This window comes from Streptomyces sp. LS-MS-L19 (genome assembly GCF_058382285.1).
In genome coordinates this window covers 1439255-1458983 of the sequence record NZ_JBYCLL010000001.1, presented here as the reverse complement: position 1 = coordinate 1458983, position 19729 = coordinate 1439255, and the positions used below count along the sequence as shown (strand labels likewise).

Here is a 19729-nt window from a genome sequence, read left to right as displayed (position 1 = left end):
GAGGGGCGGCCCGCGCCACGGGCCGCCCCTTCCTCATGCGCCGAGCGCGTCGAGGTACGCGTCCTCCGCCGCGTAGTCGAAGAGGTCGCCGTAGGTCCGGAACATCTTCGGGTACGCCTCCCGCCAGTCCCGTCCCGCGAGCCGCTCCTCGATCCAGGCGACGGTCTCCGGCAGCCGGTCCGCGTACCGCACCACCGCGCGGTAGCCCAACTCCCGTTCGGCGGCGGACATGTCGCACACGACCGGTACCGGCACCGACCACGGGGTGTCGCCCACGGTGGGCGACGGCGGCGGCCCGTCCAGCAGGACCGTGCCGGTCTCGACGCCCATGGCGGCGTCGATCGCGGCGGCGATCTCCGCCACCGTCGGGGCGTCCGGGTCCACGGCGTTGAGCGCCCGGCTGCCGGGCCGCGCGGCCGCGAGCCGGATCAGCTCGGCGATGTTGTGGACGCTCGCCGGGTGGAAGCGGCTCCGCCCGCCGAAGGGGAGGACGCGCCGGGGGCGGCCGTCCAGGTTGCGCTTGACGAAGTAGAGCTCGCGCGGTGTCTGGCAGTACGGCCCGTGGATCGCGCCCGCCCGCAGCAGGGTGGTCGGCAACTGCTCGCCCGCCGCGAGGAGTTCACGTTCGAGGCCCGCCTTGCGGCTGCTGTACGACGTCTCGCCCGGCGTGACGGTCCGTTGGCCCTCGGTCAGGGGCACCGGGTACTCCGGGAAGCCGTCCGGCTCGCCCTGGGTGTCGAAGTTGCGGCCCTTGTCGTCCTCGTAGACCGAGATGCTGGAGACCACCACGGCCGAGCCCACGCGGTCGGACAACGCCGTCAACTGCCGGGCGTGCTCCGGCCCGTAGGCGACCATGTCCACGAGGACGTCACAACCGTCGCCCACCGCGGCGGCCAGCGCGGCGTCGTCGGAGCGGTCGGCCCGCGCGGTGCGCACCTCCGCCGGCCAGCCCTCGTCCCGTCCGCCGCCCCGGGAGACGGCCGTCACGTCCCAGCCGTCCCCGGCCAGGGCGGTCACGGCCGCCCGCCCGATCTGTCCCGTCGCTCCGATCACCACAGCACGTCGTGTCATGCGGTGACCGTACGGCGGTCAACTGCCGTTTCTCCACCGGGTTCTGCCGACGGCAGAGCTCAGCTCAGCGGCATCCGGGGGAACTTGCGCTCCTTCTCCGAGCGCGCGGCGGCCTCCTCGGCCTTGACCACGGCCGCGTACTGGTCGACGTACTCCTGGTCGGACAGCTTCAGGATGGCGTACATGATCTCGTCGGTGATGGCCCGCAGGATGGCCTTCTCGTTCTCCATGCCGGCGTAGCGGGAGAAGTCGAGGGGCTTGCCGAAGCGGATCACCACGGGGTGGATGTTGGGGATGACCTTGCCGGGGGGCTGGGCCTCGAAGGTGCCGATCATCGCGCAGGGGATGACCGGGACCTGCGCCTTGAGGGCCATGACCGCGACGCCGACCTTGCCCTTGTAGAGGCGGCCGTCGTGGGAGCGGGTGCCCTCCGGGTAGATGCCGAGGAGCTCGTCCTTGCGGAGCACGCCGAGGCCCTCGCGGATGGCGGCCTGGCCGGCCTCCTTGCCGGAGCGGTCGACCGGGATCTGCCCGGCGCTGCGGAAGAAGAAGGCGGTGAGCCGGCCCTTGATGCCGGGGCCGGTGAAGTACTCGGCCTTGGCGAGGAAGGTGATGCGGCGCTTGAGGACGGCCGGCATCAGGAAGTGGTCCGAGAAGGACAGGTGGTTGCCGGCGACGATGGCCGCGCCGGAGTCCGGGATGTGCTCCAGGCCCTCTATTCGGGGCCGGAAGACCAGTCTCAGCAACGGCCCCAACAGCACGTATTTGAGCAGGTAGTAGAACAAGAGGGGGCGCTCCTCGGTCGGGCGGACGGCTCAACTCCGCGTTCTGGCTGGTCAACCGGCGTGAGATGGGGCTGTCAGTGTAGGCGCAGCCGACGAAGCCCGAAACAGCCCCGACCGCCGATCCAGCTTGGCTCCGCCGCGCGGACCACGGCAACTCGAAGAGACGCAGTGGCGGGGAACCGGGGGAGGACGGCCGGGGAGCCACTCTTGCGTCCATCCGTGACGCCGGTTGCCTGGGGGCATGGGCGGGTGCGGTGCGGGTTACTTGGGGGTTTGGACGGGTGCGGTGCGGGTTGCTCGGGGGCTTGGACGGGTCCCGTGCTGGTCCCTCGCGGGGCCGCACAGGTACCCGCTCGTGCCCGCTGCGGCCCGCCACCCGCTGTCTCCGCCGCCGGCCACCCCCACCAACCCCGCCCCCGACCTCGCCCCCCACTCACCCCCGCCCCACCCCCTCACAACCGCACAATCACCAGCGCCGTGTCATCCGTAGCCCCGCCCGGTGGCAGGAGTTCCGCGAGGACCGCGTCGGCCAGGGTTTCCGGGTCGGCTCGGCGGTGGCGGGTGAGGGAGTCGGCGAGGCGGGTGAGGCCGGTGTCCACGTCCTCGTGGCGGCGCTCGACGAGGCCGTCGGTGTAGAGGGCGAGGGTCGCGCCCGCGCGGAACGTGGTGGTCGCCTGGGGGCGGGGGATCGGGTCGGGGCGGGCGTCCAGCGGCGGGTCGGTGGCCTTGTCCAGGCACTCCACACGGCCGTCGGCGTGCACCAGCATCGGCGGCGGGTGCCCGGCACTGCTGTAGGTGATCGTGCCGTGGTCGAAGTCGATGAAGGTGGTGACCGCGGTCGCCGACTCGGCCCCGTCGATCACGTGCGCGTACCGGCCCAGCACGTCCAGCGCCTGCGCGGGCCCGGCGGACACCCGGGAGGCCGCGCTCAGGGCACTGCGCAGCTGGCCCATGACACAGGCCGCCCCCAGCCCGTGGCCCACCACGTCACCCACCGAGACCCCGACACCGCGGCCGTCGACCAGATCGACCAGGTCGTACCAGTCCCCGCAGACGTTGAGCGCGCCGATCGCGGGCCGGTAGCGGACGGCGGCCCGGTCGTGCAGGGACTGCCGGCTGACCGGCAGCATCGCCTCCTGGAGGGCCAGCGCGACCTCCCGCTCGCGTGCGTGCGCCTGCCGCAGCCGGTCGTTGAGCTCCTGGAGCTCACGGGCCCGGGTGTACAGCTCGGCCTCCAGGACCCGGGCCCGGCTGCCGCGCGGCCCGCCGCGGGCCCGCATCAGCTCGGTGACCTCCTCCACCCGGTGCACCACCAGCACGACCTTGCCGTCCGGGCCGAGCACCGGGGCGTTGACCGGGCTCCAGTAGCGCACCTGCCACTCACCGGGCCGCTCGGGGTTCTCCACGTCGTACCGCTGGAGCGCCATCGCGTCGCGCTCGCCGGTGTCCAGGACCCGCCGCAGCGAGGCGGCCAGGTTGCGCATGCCGGTCGCCGCCGGGTCGTTCGGGTTGTCCGGGAACACGTCGAAGAGATAGCGGCCCACGACGTCCTCGCGCCGCCGCCCCGCCACATGCAGGAACTCCTCGTTGACGTCCGCGAACACCAGCTCGGGGGTGAGCAGCGCGACCATGCCGGGCAGCGCCTGGAACACGGCCGCGTAGTCGATGGATCTGTCGCTCATTGCAGCCGCCTCGCGCCGGGATCACCCATTTTCCCACGGTATGAGAGGTTGTAGGAGTGAATCGAGGGAACGGACCCCCGGAACTCAGTCGCCGGGGTCCTGGAGGGACTGCTCGGCCCAGATGACCTTCCCCTCGGGCACGAACCGGGTGCCCCAGCGCTGGGCGAACTGGGAGACCAGCAGCAACCCCCGACCCCCCTCGTCGGTGGTCCGCGGATGCCGCAGATGAGGCGCGGTGGCACCGCTGTCGAGCACCTCGCACACCAGGGTCCGCTCGCGGATCAGCCGCAGCCGGATCGGTCCGACGGCGTGCCGGATGGCGTTGGTGACCAGCTCGCTGACGACCAGCTCCGTGGTGAACGCGAACTCCTCCAGGCCCCACTCCGCCAGCTGCCGGGTCGCCGTCTTGCGGGCCTCGGCGACCCGCGCCGGATCCATCGGCACGTCCCAGTCCGCGACCTGCTCGGGCCCCAGCAGCCGGGTACGGGCCATCAGCAGGGCCACGTCGTCGTGCGGCCGGTCCGGGGCGAGGGAGTCCACGACGGTCCGGCAGTGCAGGTCGAGGGTGGTTGCGGGCCGCTCCAGGGCCTGGCGCAGCCGGTCCCGGCCCGTGTCGAGCGCCCACTCCTCGCCCCGGGCGAGCAGCCCGTCGGTGTGCAGCGCGAGCGTGCTGCCGGGCGCCAGGGCCAGCTCGACCGACTCGAAGGGCGGGCCCCCGACGCCGAGCGACGGCCCCTGCGGCAGGTCCACGAAGGCGACCGTGCCGTCGGGCAGGATCACGGCGGGCGCGGGATGACCGGCGGCGGCCATCGTGCACTGCCCGTCGACCGGGTCGTAGACGACGTACACACACCCGGACCCCACCGCCTGCGCACTGTCGGATTCGTCAGCCGAAGTCCCGGAAGTCGTAGAAGCGCCAAAGGTCCCCGAGCCCTTGGACGTCCCCGCCGCCACCGCGACCGTCGCGGCTCCCACCGCCTCCGGAGTCGCCCCCTCCTCGCGCGCGGCCCTCGCGACCAGGTCGTCGAGGTGTCCCAGCACCTCCTCGGGCGGCAGGTCCAGGGCCGCCAGCGTCCGTACGGCGGTCCGCAGCCGGCCCATGGCCGCGGCGGCGGCGATGCCGTGCCCGGGGACCTCGCCGACCACGAGGGCGACCCGCGCGCCGGAGAGCGGGATCAGGTCGTACCAGTCGCCGCCCAGGCCGGTCAGCTCGTCGGCGGGCCGGTAGCAGGCGGTCACCTCCACGGCGTCCTGCTCGGGCAGCCGGTGTGGCAGCAGACTGCGCTGGAGGACGAGCGCGGCCTCCCGCTCGCGGGTGTAGCGCCGGGCGTTGTCCACACAGACGGCGGCCCGGGAGACGAGGTCCTCGGCGAGGTTCAGGTCGTCCTCGTCGAAGGGTTCCTGCCGGCGCCGGCGGAAGAAGGTCGTGACGCCCAGGGTGACGCCCCGCGCGCGGATCGGCACGACCATCACGCTGTGCAGGCCCAGCTCCAGGAAGGTGGCCTCGCGACCGCCGGGTATGTCGGTGGCCCACTCCGCGGCGAGCGGGTCGAGCCGCTCCTCCCGCCAGGAGGTGCCCGAGGCCAGGCACCGCAGCGGGGGTGACCCGGGCCGGTAGGCGGCCACCTCGCCGACCTCGACGACGGCCTCCGGCACGCCCTCGTTGACCGACTGCTGCCCGGCCCGCAGCAGCGGCACGTGCGTCGTGGCCGGCTCCGCTCCCCGCAGCACCGACTCCAGCAGGTCCACGGTGATGTAGTCGGCCAGCGCCGGTACGGCCACGTCGGCCAGCTCCTGCGCGGTCTGCCGGATGTCCAGACCGCGGCCGATGTGCTCACCGGCCCGGTCGAGCAGCGCGAGGCGCTGCCGCGCGCGGTGCCGCTCGGTGATGTCGACGACCGTGTAGTACACGCCCATCGGGTGGCCCTGGTCGTCGTCGATCCGGGTGAACGACATCGTGTGCGCGGTCTCCCGGTGCGGGGCGGCCCGGACCCGGCCGACGTGCTCGTACTCCACGACCGGCTCCCCGGTCTCCAGCACCCGCCGCATCTGCGCCTCGATCGCCTCGGCGTCCAGGCCCGGCTGGATCTCCCCGAACCGCAGCCCCAGCCGCTGGGGGGCCGGCGCGCTGCCGAACTGCTCCAGGGCCGGGTTGGACCACACACAGCGCAGGTCGGTGTCCACGATCGCGATGCCGATGGGGGAGCGGGTGACCATCTGTTCCAGCACCGGGCGGCTCATGTCCCAGCCGGGGGCCTGGGCGAGTTCGGAGAGCAAAACGAGCCAGCGGGCCGACCCGCCCGCGTCGGCCGCGGTGATGCGGACCATGACCCGGGCGGGCCGGCCTCCCTTGCGCACGGCGGTCAGCAGCCCGGCCCAGCCGCCGTCGGCGCGGCAGCGCTCCGCGAGCTCGGGCAGGCGACCGGCGTCCTCGGTGCTGAGCAGGGCGGCCGCGGTCATCCCCACGGCCTCCGAGGCGCCGTAGTCCAGCAGGCGCTCGGCGTCCCGCGTCCAGCCGGTGACGATCCCGTGGGCGTCGAGCAGCAGGGGAGCGGCATCGGCCACGTCGAACCGATGCCGGGCGGTGTCGTGTTCCTCCTGTGCGCCCACGGACGACCTCTCTGTCGCTGAGAGTGGTCTATCACCTCTTCGTCACATCTTCACCCGGTGGGGCGGGAGTGCGCCTACGGGGGAGGGCGGTGCGGTAGGGGGCGGGTGCGGGACGGTGGGGGCCGTTCGCGCAGTTCCCCGCGCCCCTTGGTGGGTCAGGGCCTCAGCACCTTTTCCAGTACTCCCAGCGCCGATCCCAACTCCTCCGCCGTGATCGTCAGCGGGGGCGCCAGCCTGATCGTGGAGCCGTGGGTGTCCTTGACGAGGATGCCTTCCTGCATCAGCAGCTTGCTGACCTCACGGCCCGTGCCGATCGCCGGGTCGATGTCGACGCCCGCCCACAGGCCCCTCGCGCGGAAGCCGACCACGCCCTTGCCGACCAGGTCGGCCAGGCCGTCCCGAAGGACTACGCCCAGCTCCGCCGCCCGGCGCTGGAACTCGCCCGTCTCCAGGAGTTCGACCACCGCCGTGCCGACCGCCGCCGCGAGCGGGTTGCCGCCGAAGGTCGAGCCGTGTTCGCCGGGGCGCAGGACGCCGAGGACGTCCCGGCGGGCGACGACCGCGGAGACCGGGACGATGCCGCCGCCCAGGGCCTTGCCGAGGAGGAGGACGTCGGGGACGACCCCTTCGTGCTCGACCGCGAGCGTGCGGCCCGTGCGGCCGAGGCCCGACTGGATCTCGTCGGCGATGAACAGGCAGCCCTTGCGGCGGGTCAGCTCGCGCACACCCGCCAGATAGCCCTCGTCCGGGATGACGACACCCGCCTCGCCCTGGATGGGCTCGAGCAGCACCGCGGCCGTGGTCTCGTCGACCGCCTCCTCCAGCGCGGCGAGGTCGCTGTACGGCACGATCCGGAAGCCGGGGGTGAAGGGGCCGAACCCGGCCCGCGCGGTCTCGTCCGTGGAGAACGACACGATCGTCGTCGTACGGCCGTGGAAGTTCTCGGCGGCCACCACGATCGTGGCCCGGTCGGCCGGGACGCCCTTCACCTCGTACGCCCACTTGCGGGCCACCTTGATGCCGCTCTCCACCGCCTCCGCGCCGGTGTTCATCGGCAGCACCATGTCCAGGCCGGTCAGCGCGGCCAGCCGCTCCGCGAACTCGGCGAGCCGGTCGTTGTGGAAGGCGCGGGAGGTGAGCGTCAGCCGGTCCAGCTGCCGGTGCGCGGCCTCGATCAGCGCGGGGTGGCGGTGGCCGAAGTTCAGGGCGGAGTAGCCGGCCAGCATGTCCAGGTAGCGGCGGCCCTCCACGTCCTCGACCCAGGTGCCTTCGGCACGGGCGACGACCACGGGCAGCGGGTGGTAGTTGTGCGCGAGGACCGGCTCCTCGGCGCGGATGAGATCGGCGGAGGAACGCGTGCTTACGGGTGCGGTCATGAGCGGATCTCCTGGGTGCAGCACTTGATGCCGCCGCCGGCCTTGTGGAGCTCGGAGAGGTCGACGGGGACGGGGACATAGCCGTGGGCGTCGAGGCGCAGGGCGAGCGCCTCGGCCTGCGGGGCGATGAAGACATGACGGCCGTCGGAGACGGAGTTCAGGCCGAACGCCATCGCGTCGTCGCGGGTCGCGAGCACCGCGTCCGGGTACAGCCGTGCGAGTACCTCGCGACTGCCCGGCGAAAAGGCCTCCGGGTAGTACGCGATGTTGTCGTCGTCCAGGACGAAGAGCGCCGTGTCCAGGTGGTAGAAGTGCGGGTCCACCAGCGTCAGGCTGATCACCGGGTGGCCGAAGAACTCCTGCACCTCGCGATGCGCCTCGCGGGTGGTCCGGAACCCGGTCCCGGCCAGCACGTACCGGCCCGTCCAGACGAGGTCGCCCTCGCCCTCGCAGACCGACAGGGGGCGCTGGACCTCGTAGCCCGCGGTCTTGAACCACAGGTCGTAGTGCGTCGACTCGGGGCGCCGCTCGGGCGCGTGGAAGAGGGAGCCGAAGACGCGGCCGCCGACGACGACCGCCGAGTTCGCGGCGAAGACCATGTCCGGGAGACCGGGGACCGGCTCCACCGCGTCGACGCTGTGGCCATGGGCCTCGTAGGCGCTGATCAGCGTCCGCCACTGCTCCTGCGCCAGGTCCACGTCGACGTGGGTGTCGGGATGCATCCAGGGATTGATCGCGTACTGCACGGCGAAGTGTCTGGGTTCGCAGACCAGGAATCGCCGCCGGCGCGGCACACGGGAGTCGGGCACAGAGGGGTTCCTCCGCTTCCTGCGGTGTCGACTGAGGGTGACACCACGGTAGAAAACGGGCGACAGGCCCGACAAGCAACAGGAATTGCGTGTCCACGCAGGAATGCTGCGAGTTCATCCGGTGAAACGCACGCTTGATGCGTTTATTCGCTACGCCTCGGGTGCGGGCTGGCTGGCCCCGGCCTCGGGGCTTTCCGGGAGGAGGTGGGACAGCACCATCACGCTGATCGTCTTCCGGATGAACGGCTCCACGCGGATGCGCTCCAGCACCTCCTCGAAGTGCTCCACGTCCCGCGCCCGCACGTGCAGCAGGGCGTCCGCGCCCCCGGTCACCGTCATCGCCGCGGTGATCTCCGGATGGTTGCGGACCACCTCCGCGAGCCGCCGGGGCGGGGCCGCGCCCTCGCAGTACACCTCGACGTACGCCTCGGTGCGCCAGCCCAGCGCCGACGGCTGCACCGTGGCCGTGAACCCGGTGATCACCCCGGTGTCCCGCAGCCGGTCCACGCGCCGCTTGACCGCCGTGGACGACAGCCCGATCGCCGAACCGATCTCCGCGAACGAGGTCCGCGCGTTCGCCATCAGCGCGGTGATGATCTTCCGGTCGAGCTCGTCGAACGCGGCGGTCCTGCTGTTCATGTCGGCACTGTATCCAGCGGCGGCGTCCGCATCTCGGCACGTGTCCAGTCGTACGAATTACTCCTAGACTCCGGGGTCATGCTGCGCGCCCTGGCTGTCGACGACGAACGCCCCTCGCTGGAGGAACTGCTCTACCTCCTCGGCGCCGATCCCCGGATCGGCAGTGTGGAGGGGGCCGGTGACGCCACCGAGGCGCTGCGCCGCATCAACCGCGCGCTGGAGTCCGGGCCGCACGGGCCCGAGGCGATCGACGTCGTCTTCCTCGACATCAACATGCCCGGCCTCGACGGCCTGGACCTCGCCCGGCTGCTGACCGGGTTCGCCAAGCCGCCGCTCGTCGTGTTCGTCACCGCCCACGAGGACTTCGCCGTCCAGGCCTTCGACCTCAAGGCCGTCGACTACGTCCTCAAACCGGTCCGCAAGGAACGCCTCGCCGAGGCCGTCCGCCGGGCCGCCGAGCGCCTCGACAGCGCGCCCCGCATCCCGGTGCACGAACCCGACCCCGACCACATACCCGTGGAGCTCGGCGGGGTGACCCGGTTCGTCGCCGTCGACGACATCACCCACGTCGAGGCCCAGGGCGACTACGCCCGTCTGCACACCGACAAGGGCAGCCACCTCGTGCGCATCCCGCTCTCCACCCTGGAGGACCGCTGGCGCTCCCGCGGCTTCGTCCGGATCCACCGCCGCCACCTCGTCGCCCTGCGCCACGTCGGCGAACTCCGCCTGGACGCGGGCACGGTGAGCGTCCTGGTCGGCGGCGAGGAGCTCCAGGTCAGCCGCCGCCACACACGCGAACTGCGGGACCTGCTGATGAGGAGGCCCTGACGTGCCGCACCAGGACCCCGTCGAGCGGCGCGTCGTCGTCACCGGGCCGCCCCGGCGCAGCCGTCCCGCCTCCGGCTACTACCGGCCGCGCACCGAGATCGACGAACAGACCACCCTCGGCCACACCTACGTCCGCTCCCTGATGCGCACCCAACTGCGCGCCGCCCTGGCGGTGTTCGCGTTCCTGGGCCTGCTCATCGGCCCGCTCCCGCTGCTCTTCGCGGCGATGCCCGACGCCCACCGCCTCGAATGGGCCGTCCTCGGCTTCGGGCTGTACGTCCCCCTGGTCCTGCTCGCCCGCTGGTACGTGCGCCGGGCGGAGCGCAACGAACGGGACTTCGTGCGGCTGGTCGAGGACCGATGAACTCCAGCTACTCCGTACCGGCCGTTGCGCTCGTCGTGGTCGCCACCGTCCTCGTCGGCGCCTTCGGCCTGCGCATCTCCCGCACCACCTCCGACTTCTACGTCGCCTCCCGCACCGTCGGCCCCCGCCTCAACGCGGCCGCCATCAGCGGCGAGTACCTCTCCGCCGCGTCCTTCCTCGGCATCGCGGGCCTGGTCCTCGTCCAGGGCCCCGACATGCTCTGGTACCCGGTCGGCTACACCGCCGGCTATCTCGTCCTGCTCCTGTTCGTCGCCGCCCCCCTGCGCCGCTCCGGCGCCTACACCCTCCCCGACTTCGCCGAGGCACGGCTCGCCTCCCAAGCCGTACGACGGCTCGCGGGCGCCTTCGTCGTGGGCGTCGGCTGGCTCTACCTGCTGCCCCAACTCCAGGGCGCCGGACTGACGTTGACGGTCCTCACCGGGGCACCCCAGTGGCTCGGCGGAGTCATCGTGGCCGCCGTCGTGGTCGCTACCGTCGCCGCGGGCGGCATGCGCAGCATCACCTTCGTGCAGGCCTTCCAGTACTGGCTGAAGCTGACCGCCCTCCTGGTCCCCGCCCTCTTCCTGATCCTCGCCTGGCAGGGCGACGGCGCCCCCAGTCACGCCTTCGAGGAACCGGCGACCTTCCGCGAACAACGCGTCGTGCGCGTCGACTCCACCCTCGACCTCGAGCTGCGGAGCCCGCTGACCGTCACGGTCACCGGCACGGTCGACGGCCGCCCGCACGAGGACCGGGAACTCCGACTCCCCGCCGGCACCCACCGCATCGACCGCGGCACCCAGCTGACCTTCGCCAAGGACACCACCGTCCCCGCCGCCGACCGCGGCACCAGCGACGGCATGTCGACCTCGCTGGCCGCGGGCCGCGAGGAACGGCCCCTGTACGCCACGTACGGACTGATCCTCGCCACCTTCCTCGGCACCATGGGCCTGCCGCACGTCGTCGTCCGCTTCTACACCAGCCCGCACGGCGTCGCCGCCCGCCGCACCACGGTCGCCGTCCTCGGCCTGATCGGCTGCTTCTACCTGCTGCCCCCGGTCTACGGCGCCCTCGGCCGCCTGTACGCCCCCGAACTCACCCTCACCGGGGACGCCGACGCGGCCGTCCTGCTGCTCCCGGAACGGATGATCGGCGGCCTCGGCGGCGACCTGCTGGGCGCGCTGGTGGCGGGCGGCGCCTTCGCCGCGTTCCTGTCCACGGCCTCCGGGCTCACCATGGCCGTGGCGGGTGTGCTCACCCAGGACGTCCTGCCCTCGCGCGGCGTACGGCACTTCCGGCTCGGCACGGTCCTCGCGATGTGCGCCCCGCTCGCCGCGAGCGTCATCGTCGGCGGACTGCCCGTCGCCGACGCGGTCGGCCTCGCCTTCGCCGTCTCGGCCTCCTCCTTCTGTCCTCTGCTCGTGCTCGGCATCTGGTGGCGGCGGCTGACCCCGCCCGGCGCCGCCGCGGGCATGCTGGTCGGTGGCGGCTCGGCATTCGTCGCCGTGGCCGCGACCATGGCGGGCTTCCCGGCGACGGGCGCCCTGCACTCCCTGCTCGCCTGGCCCGCGCTCTGGTCGGTGCCGCTCGGCTTCCTCACCATGGTGCTGGTGTCCCTGGCCACCGCGAGCCGGGTACCGGCGGGCACGGCGGCGATCCTGGCCCGCTTCCATCTGCCGGAGGAGCTCAGGGCGGAGGTGAAGGCGTGAGCGGATTCCTGGCCGGGCTGTGCGTGGCGATCCTGCCGCTGCTCGCCGCCGGCTTCTGGCTCGGCCGGCGCTCGGCCCGCACCCAGAGCCTGGGCGGCCTCGGCACCCCCGTCGAGCACGCCACCTTCGAGACCCTCCACACCGCCTCCCTGGCCGCACCCCCGCTGCGGGCCGGGCTGACGGAGGAGACCGCCCGCAAGTCGGCCCGCCGACTGCGCTCCCTGCTCGGCACGGACGCGCTCTGCCTCACCGACCAGAAGCGGGTCCTCGTCTGGGACGGCGTCGGCGGCCACCACCGCGGCGAGATCATGGAACGCCTCGCGGGCCCGCTGGAGACCGGCCGCGGCGAGGCCTTCCCGCTCACCTGCGACGCCCCGGACTGCCCGGTCCGCTGGGCGGTCGTGGCCCCGCTCACCGTCGACGACCGCGTCCACGGCACCCTCGTCGCCTGCGCGCCCCGCGAGTCGGCCGTCCTGGTCCGCGCGGCCGGAGAGGTCGCCCGCTGGGTCAGCGTCCAGCTGGAGTTGGCCGACCTGGACCAGTCCCGCACCCGGCTGATCGAGGCCGAGATCAAGGCACTCCGGGCCCAGATCTCCCCGCACTTCATCTTCAACTCGCTGGCCGTCATCGCGTCCTTCGTCCGCACCGACCCCGAGCGCGCCCGCGAACTCCTCCTCGAATTCGCCGACTTCACCCGCTACAGCTTCCGCAGGCACGGCGACTTCACCACCCTCGCCGACGAACTCCACGCCATCGACCACTACTTGGCGCTCGTCAGGGCACGCTTCGGCGACCGCCTCTCGGTCACCCTCCAGATCGCCCCCGAGGTGCTGCCGGTCGCCCTGCCCTTCCTGTGCCTCCAGCCGCTGGTCGAGAACGCCATCAAGCACGGTCTGGAGGGCAAGACCGACAAGTGCCACATCCAGATCACCGCACAGGACGCGGGCGCCGAGGCCCTCGTGGTCATCGAGGACGACGGCGCCGGAATGGACCCGGTCCTGCTCCGCCGTATCCTCGCCGGCGAGGTCAGCCCATCGGGCGGCATCGGACTGTCCAACGTCGACGACCGGCTCCGCCAGGTGTACGGCGACTCCTACGGCCTCGTCATCGAGACCGCCGTGGGCGCGGGCATGAAGATCACCGCCCGGGTGCCCAAGTACCAGCCGGGCGTGCACTCGGCGGGCCGCCTCACGGGCGGCTGAGTCAACTGCGGGTGGCGACCATCCCGAGGGTGATCAGGCCCAGCACCACCCAGCCGAACCACAGCCAGCCGTTGCTGCCGAGCGCCACCGTGTACGCGGTCACCGCGACGAGTCCGCCGACGGTGAGGACCCCCATCGTTCTGGTCGAGCCATCCGTGGAACCGGTACCGGCCATCGCGACACCCTCCTCAGGATTCGTCCCCCTCCATGGTGCCCCCGTTCTGCTTGCGGACGGTGCACACGACGAAATGAGTGCCGTTCTTCCACGGCCCCTCGCTGGTCCAGGAACCGGCCGTGTAGACCGACGGATCGAAGCCGTAGTCGCCCGGCGGCACCTCACGCGCGCACGCCGTGTCCGACGCGGTGCGCGCCTCGGGCAGCGTGACGTCGGGGGCCAGTCGGGTGAATCCGAGCACCTGCTCGTCGTAGGAGCCCGCACAGGAGACCAGCCGGGCGTCCCGGTTGGTGCGCACGTCCAGACAGTCCCGCCGCTGCATGGTCGCCGTGTCCGCGAACGGTGAGCCCAGGGCGCGATGCGGGCCGATCGGCCCGTACACCGGCCCGCTCGCACCCAGCACCAGACAGGCCGTGCGCCGCCCCGCGGCCTCGAAGCCCCCTTCGGTCGGTACGACGGCCAGGCCGCGGACGTCCGCGAGCCGCTCCCGTACCTCCCGCGTCCGCTCCTCGCACCGAGCCGCCCCCGTCCGCCGCGCCTCCTCCGCCGAGCCGGCCGGCACGAACGCCATCACCTGTCCGTCCGGGGCCGTCCCGCACGTCGGGTCCAGCCGCAGCCGGGGCGTCCCCCGGAACCGCTCCGACCCCGGCCAGTCGGCGATCACGCAGTCGCCGTCCCGCAGCGGCTTCCGGAGCCCGACCGTCTCGCCGTACGGCTGCCGGGTGCTCTGCTGACCGCCCCCGCCCCCGCCCCCGCCCCCGCCTCCCGGCGACCGGTCGGCCATGGCGTACCAGACCCCGCCCAGCGCCAGCAGCAGCCCCAGACCACAGGCGAGGACGGCCCGCAGGGCGTGCGAACGCTCCCGTCGCCGACGGCCGCCCCGCGGCGGAGGCGGCAGCACGAAGGGCGGCTCCGGCCCGCTGGCGGACCGGTGCCCGTTCGGGGGCGGCCCGGGCGGCGGCACCTGAACCGCCGCCCAGGGCGGCTGCGAGCCGAGGTCGGTCTGCGTCCGCACGTACGGCTCGGCCTGCGGCGTCACGATCCGCGACAGGGCGGCCTCCGCCTCCGCCGCGGACAGCCGCTGCCCGGGGTCCTTCGCGAGCAGCGCACTCAGTACGGGACCGAGCGCACCGGCGCGCACGGCGGGCCGTGGCTCCTCCATGACCACGGCGGTCACCTCGGCGAGATGCGACTCCCGCTCGAAGGGGCCCACGCCCTCCACGGCGTGGTACAGCGTGCAGCCCAGCGAGAACAGGTCGGCGGCCGGGGTGGGCGTCCCGCCCGTGGCCCGCTCCGGAGCCAGATAGCCCGCCGTCCCCACCAGCACCGACGCCAGCGTGTAGCGGGTCTCCCCGGCGTCCGGCTGCACGGAGATGCCGTAGTCGGTGAGCAGGACGCGCCCGTACGGCGAGCCCGAGCGGTCCGGCGCCAGCAGGATGTTCGCTGGTTTCACGTCCCGGTGCATCACGCCCCGCTGGTGCCCGGCGGTCAGCGCGTCCAGCACGGCGAGCCCGACGCGGGCGCACTCGGCCGGGGCGAGGGGGCCGCGCGTGTCGACCAGGTCGCGCAGGTCCACGGCGTCGGCCACGTACTCCATGACGATCCAGGGCAGCCCTTCGTGCTCCAGCACGTCGTGCACGGTCACGACGTGCGGGTGGCCGCGCAGCCCGGCCGCGTGCCGGGCCTCCGCGCGGGCCCGCGCCACCCGTGCCTCCCGCTCGTGACCGGCCTCCACCGGGTCGCGGAACACGATCTCCTTGAGCGCGACCTCACAGGCGAGTCTCTGGTCGTGGGCGAGCCACACATGGCCCATGCCGCCGCTGCCGAGCGGGTTCAGCAGCAGATAACGGCCGGCGATGACCCGGCCCACTCCCGACGTCGGTGATCCTGAAGGCATCCGGTGACTCCCCGGTTCTGCGGTTCTTCGGTTCTCCGGGCTGTTAGGCGGCGACAGTGGCGCTCGGCCCGCCGGTGGCGGGCTCGCTGCTCGCGGGCCCACTGGTGGCCGGTTGCGAGGTGACGGTGGGGGGTCCGCCGGTGGTGGGCGCGCTGCTCGTCGACGGGGGCGGCGGTGGTGGGGGTGGCGGGGGTGGAGGGGGTGCGCTGCTGGTCACCGGGGCGCTGGTGGGCGGAGGTGGGCTGCTCGACTTCTGGGGCGAGGGCGAGGGCGACGGTGAGTCGGGCGCCGCATTCGACGGCGGCGGGGACGAGGACTCCCGCGGCTTCGGCTTGCCGCTCGACGGGGACGCGGACGACGACGGGGGCGCGGAGGAGGTGCCACCGGGCTTCCCACTGGACGAGGGCGGCTTGCTCGTGGGTGGCGTGGGTGAACCGGACGACGGCGGCGGGGGAGTGGTGGTGGGCCCGGTGCCCCCGCCGGAGGTGCTCCCCTTGCCCCCGGCCACGGTCAGCATCACGTACTGCCCGAACGCCAGCTCGCTCCCCGCGGGCGGGTCCGTCGCCGTGACCCGCGCGCCGTCGGGCGGAGCCCCCTGCCCGGCGTACCCGGCCGCGAGCCCGGCGTCGATCAGCTCCCGACTGGCCTGGGCGAAGGTCGCCCCGGCGAGTTCCGGCACGACGCGCGGCTTCCTGGCGTTGAACGTGGCGTCCTTCTCACCGGTCGTGCCGACCGGCCGCTCGATCCCGCGGGCGGGCTCATGGACGTCGACGAGAGCGATCCGTTCCAGCTTCCGCGGAGCGGGCTTCACGGCCACGACCGACTTCCGCTCATATCCGGCCCACTTCTTGTTGCCGTCCTCGAACTGGACGGAAATCCGGCCGGTGTCACCCTCGAAGGGCCGCAACGGATTTCCGCACGAGCACTTCACAGCCGGAAGCCCTTGTTCATCGACGAGAATCGCGATTCCCGCCTGGAGCAAGGAGTTGTACGGGACGGCTTTTTCCTTCTTGTAGTCGTGGTTCTTGACGAGAGTGTCGTGACGCAGCAGAACCGGTGTGAGCCGATCCAGATATTCCGGTATCCCGTCCGTGTCGATGTTCAGCACGTCGGCCCACGCCTGTGCCTTTTTGTGGTTCACGGGATCGGTGAGGAAGCGCTCGAGTTTGGCGACGTCACAGATGGTCGGCTGCTTGCTGCCGCCGTAGAGGCCAGGAGTGTCCCCCTGCTGGAGGCTGCCCCGCACGGCCTGCGACCGCACGGTGGTGGTGTCCTTGCCGATCCCGCTGCCCTCGTCGAAGAACGGCGCGAGCGTGGGCACACCGGCGGCGACCGCCTTGACCACGGTCAGTGGATTTCCCTTGTCGCAGCCGCTCAGCAGCACTGCGAAAACCGCCAGAACGGCGATCCTGTGCATAAATGCGCGAAGTGTCATGACCGCTCCCCCCGGCGGCGGTACCCCCAACGCGCTTCATGCTACTGAATGCTCCGGAAAGACGAAGCCTTTAACGCCCGCGTGCGTTCAATGAGGCCAAATATGCGTTGTACTCCTCGAGTTCCTTGTCACCGTCCCGGTCGGCGGCCCGGTCCTTGCGCTTGGCCTGCCGCTGTTCGGAGCCGTACCACTGGAACAGCAGTGCGATCAGCACCAGCACGGAGGGAATCTCACTGAACGCCCAGGCGATTCCGCCCGCGTAGTTCTGGTCGGAGAGGGCGTCGACGTGGAGCGAGGCGGGCGGGTTCTTGAACGTCCCCACCATCGGCTCGGACGCCATCATCAACGCGATGCCGAAGAACGCGTGGAACGGCATCCCCGCGAACAGCTCCAGCATCCGCATCAGATACCCGGGCCGGTGCGGTCCCGGGTCGACGCCGATGATCGGCCAGAAGAAGACGACACCGACCGCGAGGAAGTGCACCATCATCGCGATGTGCCCGGTCTTCGACCCCATCAGGAAGTCGAACAACGGCGTGAAATAGAGCCCGTACAGGCTCGCGATGAACAACGGAATGGTGAACGCCGGATGCGTGATGATCCGCATGTACCGGCTGTGCAGCAGCGCGAGCAGCAGCTCACGGGGCCCCTTGCGCCCCTTGCCGGCGACCGGCAGCGCCCGCAGGGCGAGCGTGACCGGGGCGCCGAGCAGCAGCAGGATCGGCGACAGCATGCTGATCACCATGTGCTGCACCATGTGCACGCTGAACATGACCATGCCGTAGTCGTTCAGCCCGGTGCACATCATCAGCGCGATGGACAGCACACCGATCACGAAGGAGACGGTCCGCCCCACGGACCACGAGTCCCCCCGCCGCCGCAGCCGCACCACGCCCCAGCCGTAGAGGGCGAGCCCGAGCAGGCAGGCGACCAGAAAGAACGGGTCAGCGGACCACTCAAGTCCCCGCCCCAGCGTGAACGGCGGCAGATCCATGGTCATGCCGTGCCCGCTGTGATCCATCGCGGCGGCTCCTGATTCGTGGGGGTTGTGCAAGTCTGTCCGCCCTACAGACTAGAACCGCCCCCGGTCACATCTCGGACCGGGGGCAGATTGATCTACCTAGGGGCGCGGGGCTGTATCGATGTGCGGCTCCGCCGCGTGGGCGCGACCAGCCACAACGGCGCCGCACCCGCCGGACGGCTAAAGCACACACTCCGCTTCCGCGTACCGCGCCGACGGCACCGTCTTCAGCGTCTCCACGGCCTCCGCCAGCGGCACCATCACGATGTCGGTCCCCCGGAGCGCCGTCATGTGACCGAACTCCCCCCGGTGCACGGCCTCCACCGCGTGCCACCCGAACCGCGTGGCCAGCACCCGGTCGTAGGCCGTCGGCGTACCGCCCCGCTGCACATGCCCGAGGATGACCGGCCGCGCTTCCTTCCCCAGCCGCTCCTCCAGCTCGATCGACAGCTGGCGGGCGATCCCGGCGAACCGCTCGTGCCCGTAGATGTCCTTGCCGCCCTCGTCGAAGGCCATGGAGCCGGGGGCCGGCTTGGCCCCCTCCGCCGCCACGACGATCGCGAACCGCTTGCCCGCCTCGAACCGCTCGCCGACCCGCCGGGCCAACTCCTCGATGTCGAAGGGCCGTTCCGGCACGACGATGGCGTGCGCGCCCGCCGCCATGCCGGAGTGCAGCGCTATCCACCCGGTGTGCCGCCCCATGACCTCGACGACGAGCACCCGCTGGTGGGACTCGGCGGTGGTCTTGAGCCGGTCGAGCGCCTCGGTGGCGACCCCGACCGCCGTGTCGAACCCGAAGGTGACGTCGGTGACCGCGATGTCGTTGTCGATCGTCTTCGGTACGCCCACGATCGGCAGGCCGGCGTCGGACATCAGCCGGGCCGCCTTGAGCGTGCCCTCGCCGCCGATGGGGATGATCGCGTCGAGCCCCAGCTCCTCGACATGCCCCTTGGCCCGCTCCACGCCGTCCCGCAGATGCGAGGGCTGGACGCGGGAGGAGCCGAGGATCGTGCCGCCGCGGGCGAGGATGCCGCCGACGGCGTCGAGGTCGAGCTTGAGGTAGTCGCACTCCAGGAGACCCCGCCAGCCGTCCCGGAAACCGATGACCTCGTCGCCGTGGTCGACGACGGAACGGTGCACGACGGACCGGATGACGGCGTTCAGGCCGGGGCAGTCGCCGCCGGACGTGAGGACACCAATGCGCATAAGCCCGCTACAACCTTCTCGACAGGGGCCGGATCCGGACCACGTCGTCCGGCTCGAACCCCGCCACCCTAGCGGCAGGAGGGGGCGGGGCCGAAGCATGCGTCCGCCTGCTGGACGACCCCGCTCACCTGTGCGGACACCGTGTCAGACGGGCTGCCGGCGGATACCGGGAACCGCGGTGGACTCCCTGCTCAGGCAGGCTGCTGAGCGGCCGCGATGCGCTCGTTGCGCAGGGCCTCGTACCAGCGGTCGTCGGTCGGCGGCAGCGCGTTCACGTCGAGGGCCAGCTTCAGCAGCAGGTCGGCGATGAGCGGGTTGCGCGCCAGGACGGGGCCGTGCATGTACGTACCGAAGACCGTGTCGTTGTACGCCCCCTCCGTACCGTCCCCGGTGCCGTTGCCGTTGCCCAGCCGGACGTTGGCGAACGGGCGGGCGGTGGGCCCGAGGTGGGTGACGCCCTGGTGGTTCTCGAAGCCGGTCAGCGGGGGCAGGCCGAGGCGCGGGTCGATGTCGGCGAGCACGTCACCGACGCACCGTGCGCCCTCGCCGCGCACGGAGACCACGTCGAGCAGACCGAGGCCGGGCTCGCGCTGGCCGAGGTCGTTGATGAACTCGTGGCCGAGGATCTGGTAGCCGGCGCACACCGAGAACACGATCGCGCCGTTGCCCACGGCCCGGTGCAGTCCGCCGTCCCGGCGCAGCCGCTCGGCCGCGAGCCGCTGGGGCCGGTCCTCGCCACCGCCGATCAGGTAGATGTCGCCGGAGGTCGGGATCGCCTGGTCGCTGCGCACGTCCAGGCGGGCCACGTCGAGGCCGCGCTGGCGGGCCCGGCGCTCGATGACGAGGGCGTTGCCCTGGTCGCCGTAGGTGCTGAGAAGGTCGGGGTAGATCCAGACGATCCGCAGTTGGTTGTCGCTCAC

17 protein-coding genes are annotated in these 19729 nt (G+C 72.2%); 4 read left to right on the top strand and 13 right to left on the bottom strand.

Annotated features, from left to right (window positions below; genetic code table 11):
* Positions 1-33: 33 nt before the first annotated feature.
* The 7 genes from AC2XR2_RS06270 to AC2XR2_RS06240 all read right to left on the bottom strand — a co-directional run bounded on the left by AC2XR2_RS06270 (position 34) and on the right by AC2XR2_RS06240 (position 8972).
* Positions 34-1056 carry an NAD-dependent epimerase/dehydratase family protein gene (locus AC2XR2_RS06270; RefSeq protein WP_491518416.1) on the bottom strand — a complete coding sequence of 341 codons (1023 nt, stop codon included), beginning with the start codon at positions 1054-1056 and terminating at the stop codon, positions 34-36.
* 74 nt (positions 1057-1130) lie between these two features.
* Positions 1131-1856 carry a lysophospholipid acyltransferase family protein gene (locus AC2XR2_RS06265; protein ID WP_123759291.1) on the bottom strand — a complete coding sequence of 242 codons (726 nt, stop codon included), beginning with the start codon at positions 1854-1856 and terminating at the stop codon, positions 1131-1133.
* Between the two features lie 452 nt (positions 1857-2308).
* Positions 2309-3538, bottom strand: coding sequence for a PP2C family protein-serine/threonine phosphatase (locus tag AC2XR2_RS06260; RefSeq protein ID WP_449348645.1), 1230 nt, complete (start codon positions 3536-3538; stop codon positions 2309-2311).
* A gap of 84 nt (positions 3539-3622) precedes the next feature.
* Positions 3623-6148, bottom strand: coding sequence for a SpoIIE family protein phosphatase (locus AC2XR2_RS06255; RefSeq protein WP_491514532.1), 2526 nt, complete (start codon positions 6146-6148; stop codon positions 3623-3625).
* Between the two features lie 155 nt (positions 6149-6303).
* Positions 6304-7524, bottom strand: coding sequence for an ornithine--oxo-acid transaminase (rocD, locus tag AC2XR2_RS06250; protein ID WP_491514531.1), 1221 nt, complete (start codon positions 7522-7524; stop codon positions 6304-6306).
* Positions 7521-8333 (bottom strand): dimethylargininase, encoded by an 813-nt coding sequence (ddaH, locus tag AC2XR2_RS06245; protein WP_330268403.1) that lies wholly within the window; start codon positions 8331-8333, stop codon positions 7521-7523. The genes rocD and ddaH overlap by 4 nt, the downstream gene beginning before the upstream one ends.
* Positions 8334-8483: 150 nt before the next feature.
* Entirely contained in the window at positions 8484-8972 is a 489-nt protein-coding gene (locus tag AC2XR2_RS06240; RefSeq protein WP_123759286.1) for an Lrp/AsnC family transcriptional regulator, read from the bottom strand.
* Positions 8973-9050: 78 nt separating this feature from the next.
* Between AC2XR2_RS06240 and AC2XR2_RS06235 the strand changes: the two genes are divergently transcribed.
* From AC2XR2_RS06235 to AC2XR2_RS06220, 4 genes are read left to right on the top strand one after another with little or no spacing between them, the layout of a single operon-like run.
* On the top strand, positions 9051-9800 hold the full coding sequence (locus tag AC2XR2_RS06235) for a LytR/AlgR family response regulator transcription factor (RefSeq protein WP_020140443.1): 750 nt from the start codon (positions 9051-9053) through the stop codon (positions 9798-9800).
* Between the two features lies 1 nt (position 9801).
* A complete protein-coding gene (locus tag AC2XR2_RS06230) occupies positions 9802-10164 on the top strand; it encodes a hypothetical protein (RefSeq protein ID WP_330268405.1) in 363 nt (120 codons plus the stop codon).
* Positions 10161-11873 carry a sodium/solute symporter gene (locus tag AC2XR2_RS06225; RefSeq protein ID WP_491514530.1) on the top strand — a complete coding sequence of 571 codons (1713 nt, stop codon included), beginning with the start codon at positions 10161-10163 and terminating at the stop codon, positions 11871-11873. The genes AC2XR2_RS06230 and AC2XR2_RS06225 overlap by 4 nt, the downstream gene beginning before the upstream one ends.
* Entirely contained in the window at positions 11870-13075 is a 1206-nt protein-coding gene (locus AC2XR2_RS06220) for a sensor histidine kinase (protein ID WP_381301361.1), read from the top strand. The genes AC2XR2_RS06225 and AC2XR2_RS06220 overlap by 4 nt, the downstream gene beginning before the upstream one ends.
* Before the next feature lies 1 nt (position 13076).
* Here AC2XR2_RS06220 and AC2XR2_RS06215 read toward each other — a convergent pair whose 3' ends face one another.
* From AC2XR2_RS06215 to AC2XR2_RS06190, 6 genes are all read right to left on the bottom strand, one after another.
* A complete protein-coding gene (locus tag AC2XR2_RS06215; RefSeq protein ID WP_123759281.1) occupies positions 13077-13250 on the bottom strand; it encodes a hypothetical protein in 174 nt (57 codons plus the stop codon).
* A 13-nt stretch (positions 13251-13263) separates the two neighbouring features.
* Positions 13264-15147 (bottom strand): serine/threonine-protein kinase, encoded by a 1884-nt coding sequence (locus tag AC2XR2_RS06210; RefSeq protein WP_491514529.1) that lies wholly within the window; start codon positions 15145-15147, stop codon positions 13264-13266.
* A 43-nt stretch (positions 15148-15190) separates the two neighbouring features.
* On the bottom strand, positions 15191-16564 hold the full coding sequence (locus AC2XR2_RS06205) for a DUF6777 domain-containing protein (protein WP_491514528.1): 1374 nt from the start codon (positions 16562-16564) through the stop codon (positions 15191-15193).
* Between the two features lie 88 nt (positions 16565-16652).
* A complete protein-coding gene (locus AC2XR2_RS06200) occupies positions 16653-17603 on the bottom strand; it encodes a cytochrome c oxidase assembly protein (RefSeq protein ID WP_381301367.1) in 951 nt (316 codons plus the stop codon).
* 180 nt (positions 17604-17783) lie between these two features.
* Positions 17784-18809 carry a 6-phosphofructokinase gene (locus tag AC2XR2_RS06195; protein ID WP_330268411.1) on the bottom strand — a complete coding sequence of 342 codons (1026 nt, stop codon included), beginning with the start codon at positions 18807-18809 and terminating at the stop codon, positions 17784-17786.
* Between the two features lie 191 nt (positions 18810-19000).
* Positions 19001-19729 carry a type 1 glutamine amidotransferase gene (locus tag AC2XR2_RS06190; RefSeq protein ID WP_020140434.1) on the bottom strand — a complete coding sequence of 243 codons (729 nt, stop codon included), beginning with the start codon at positions 19727-19729 and terminating at the stop codon, positions 19001-19003.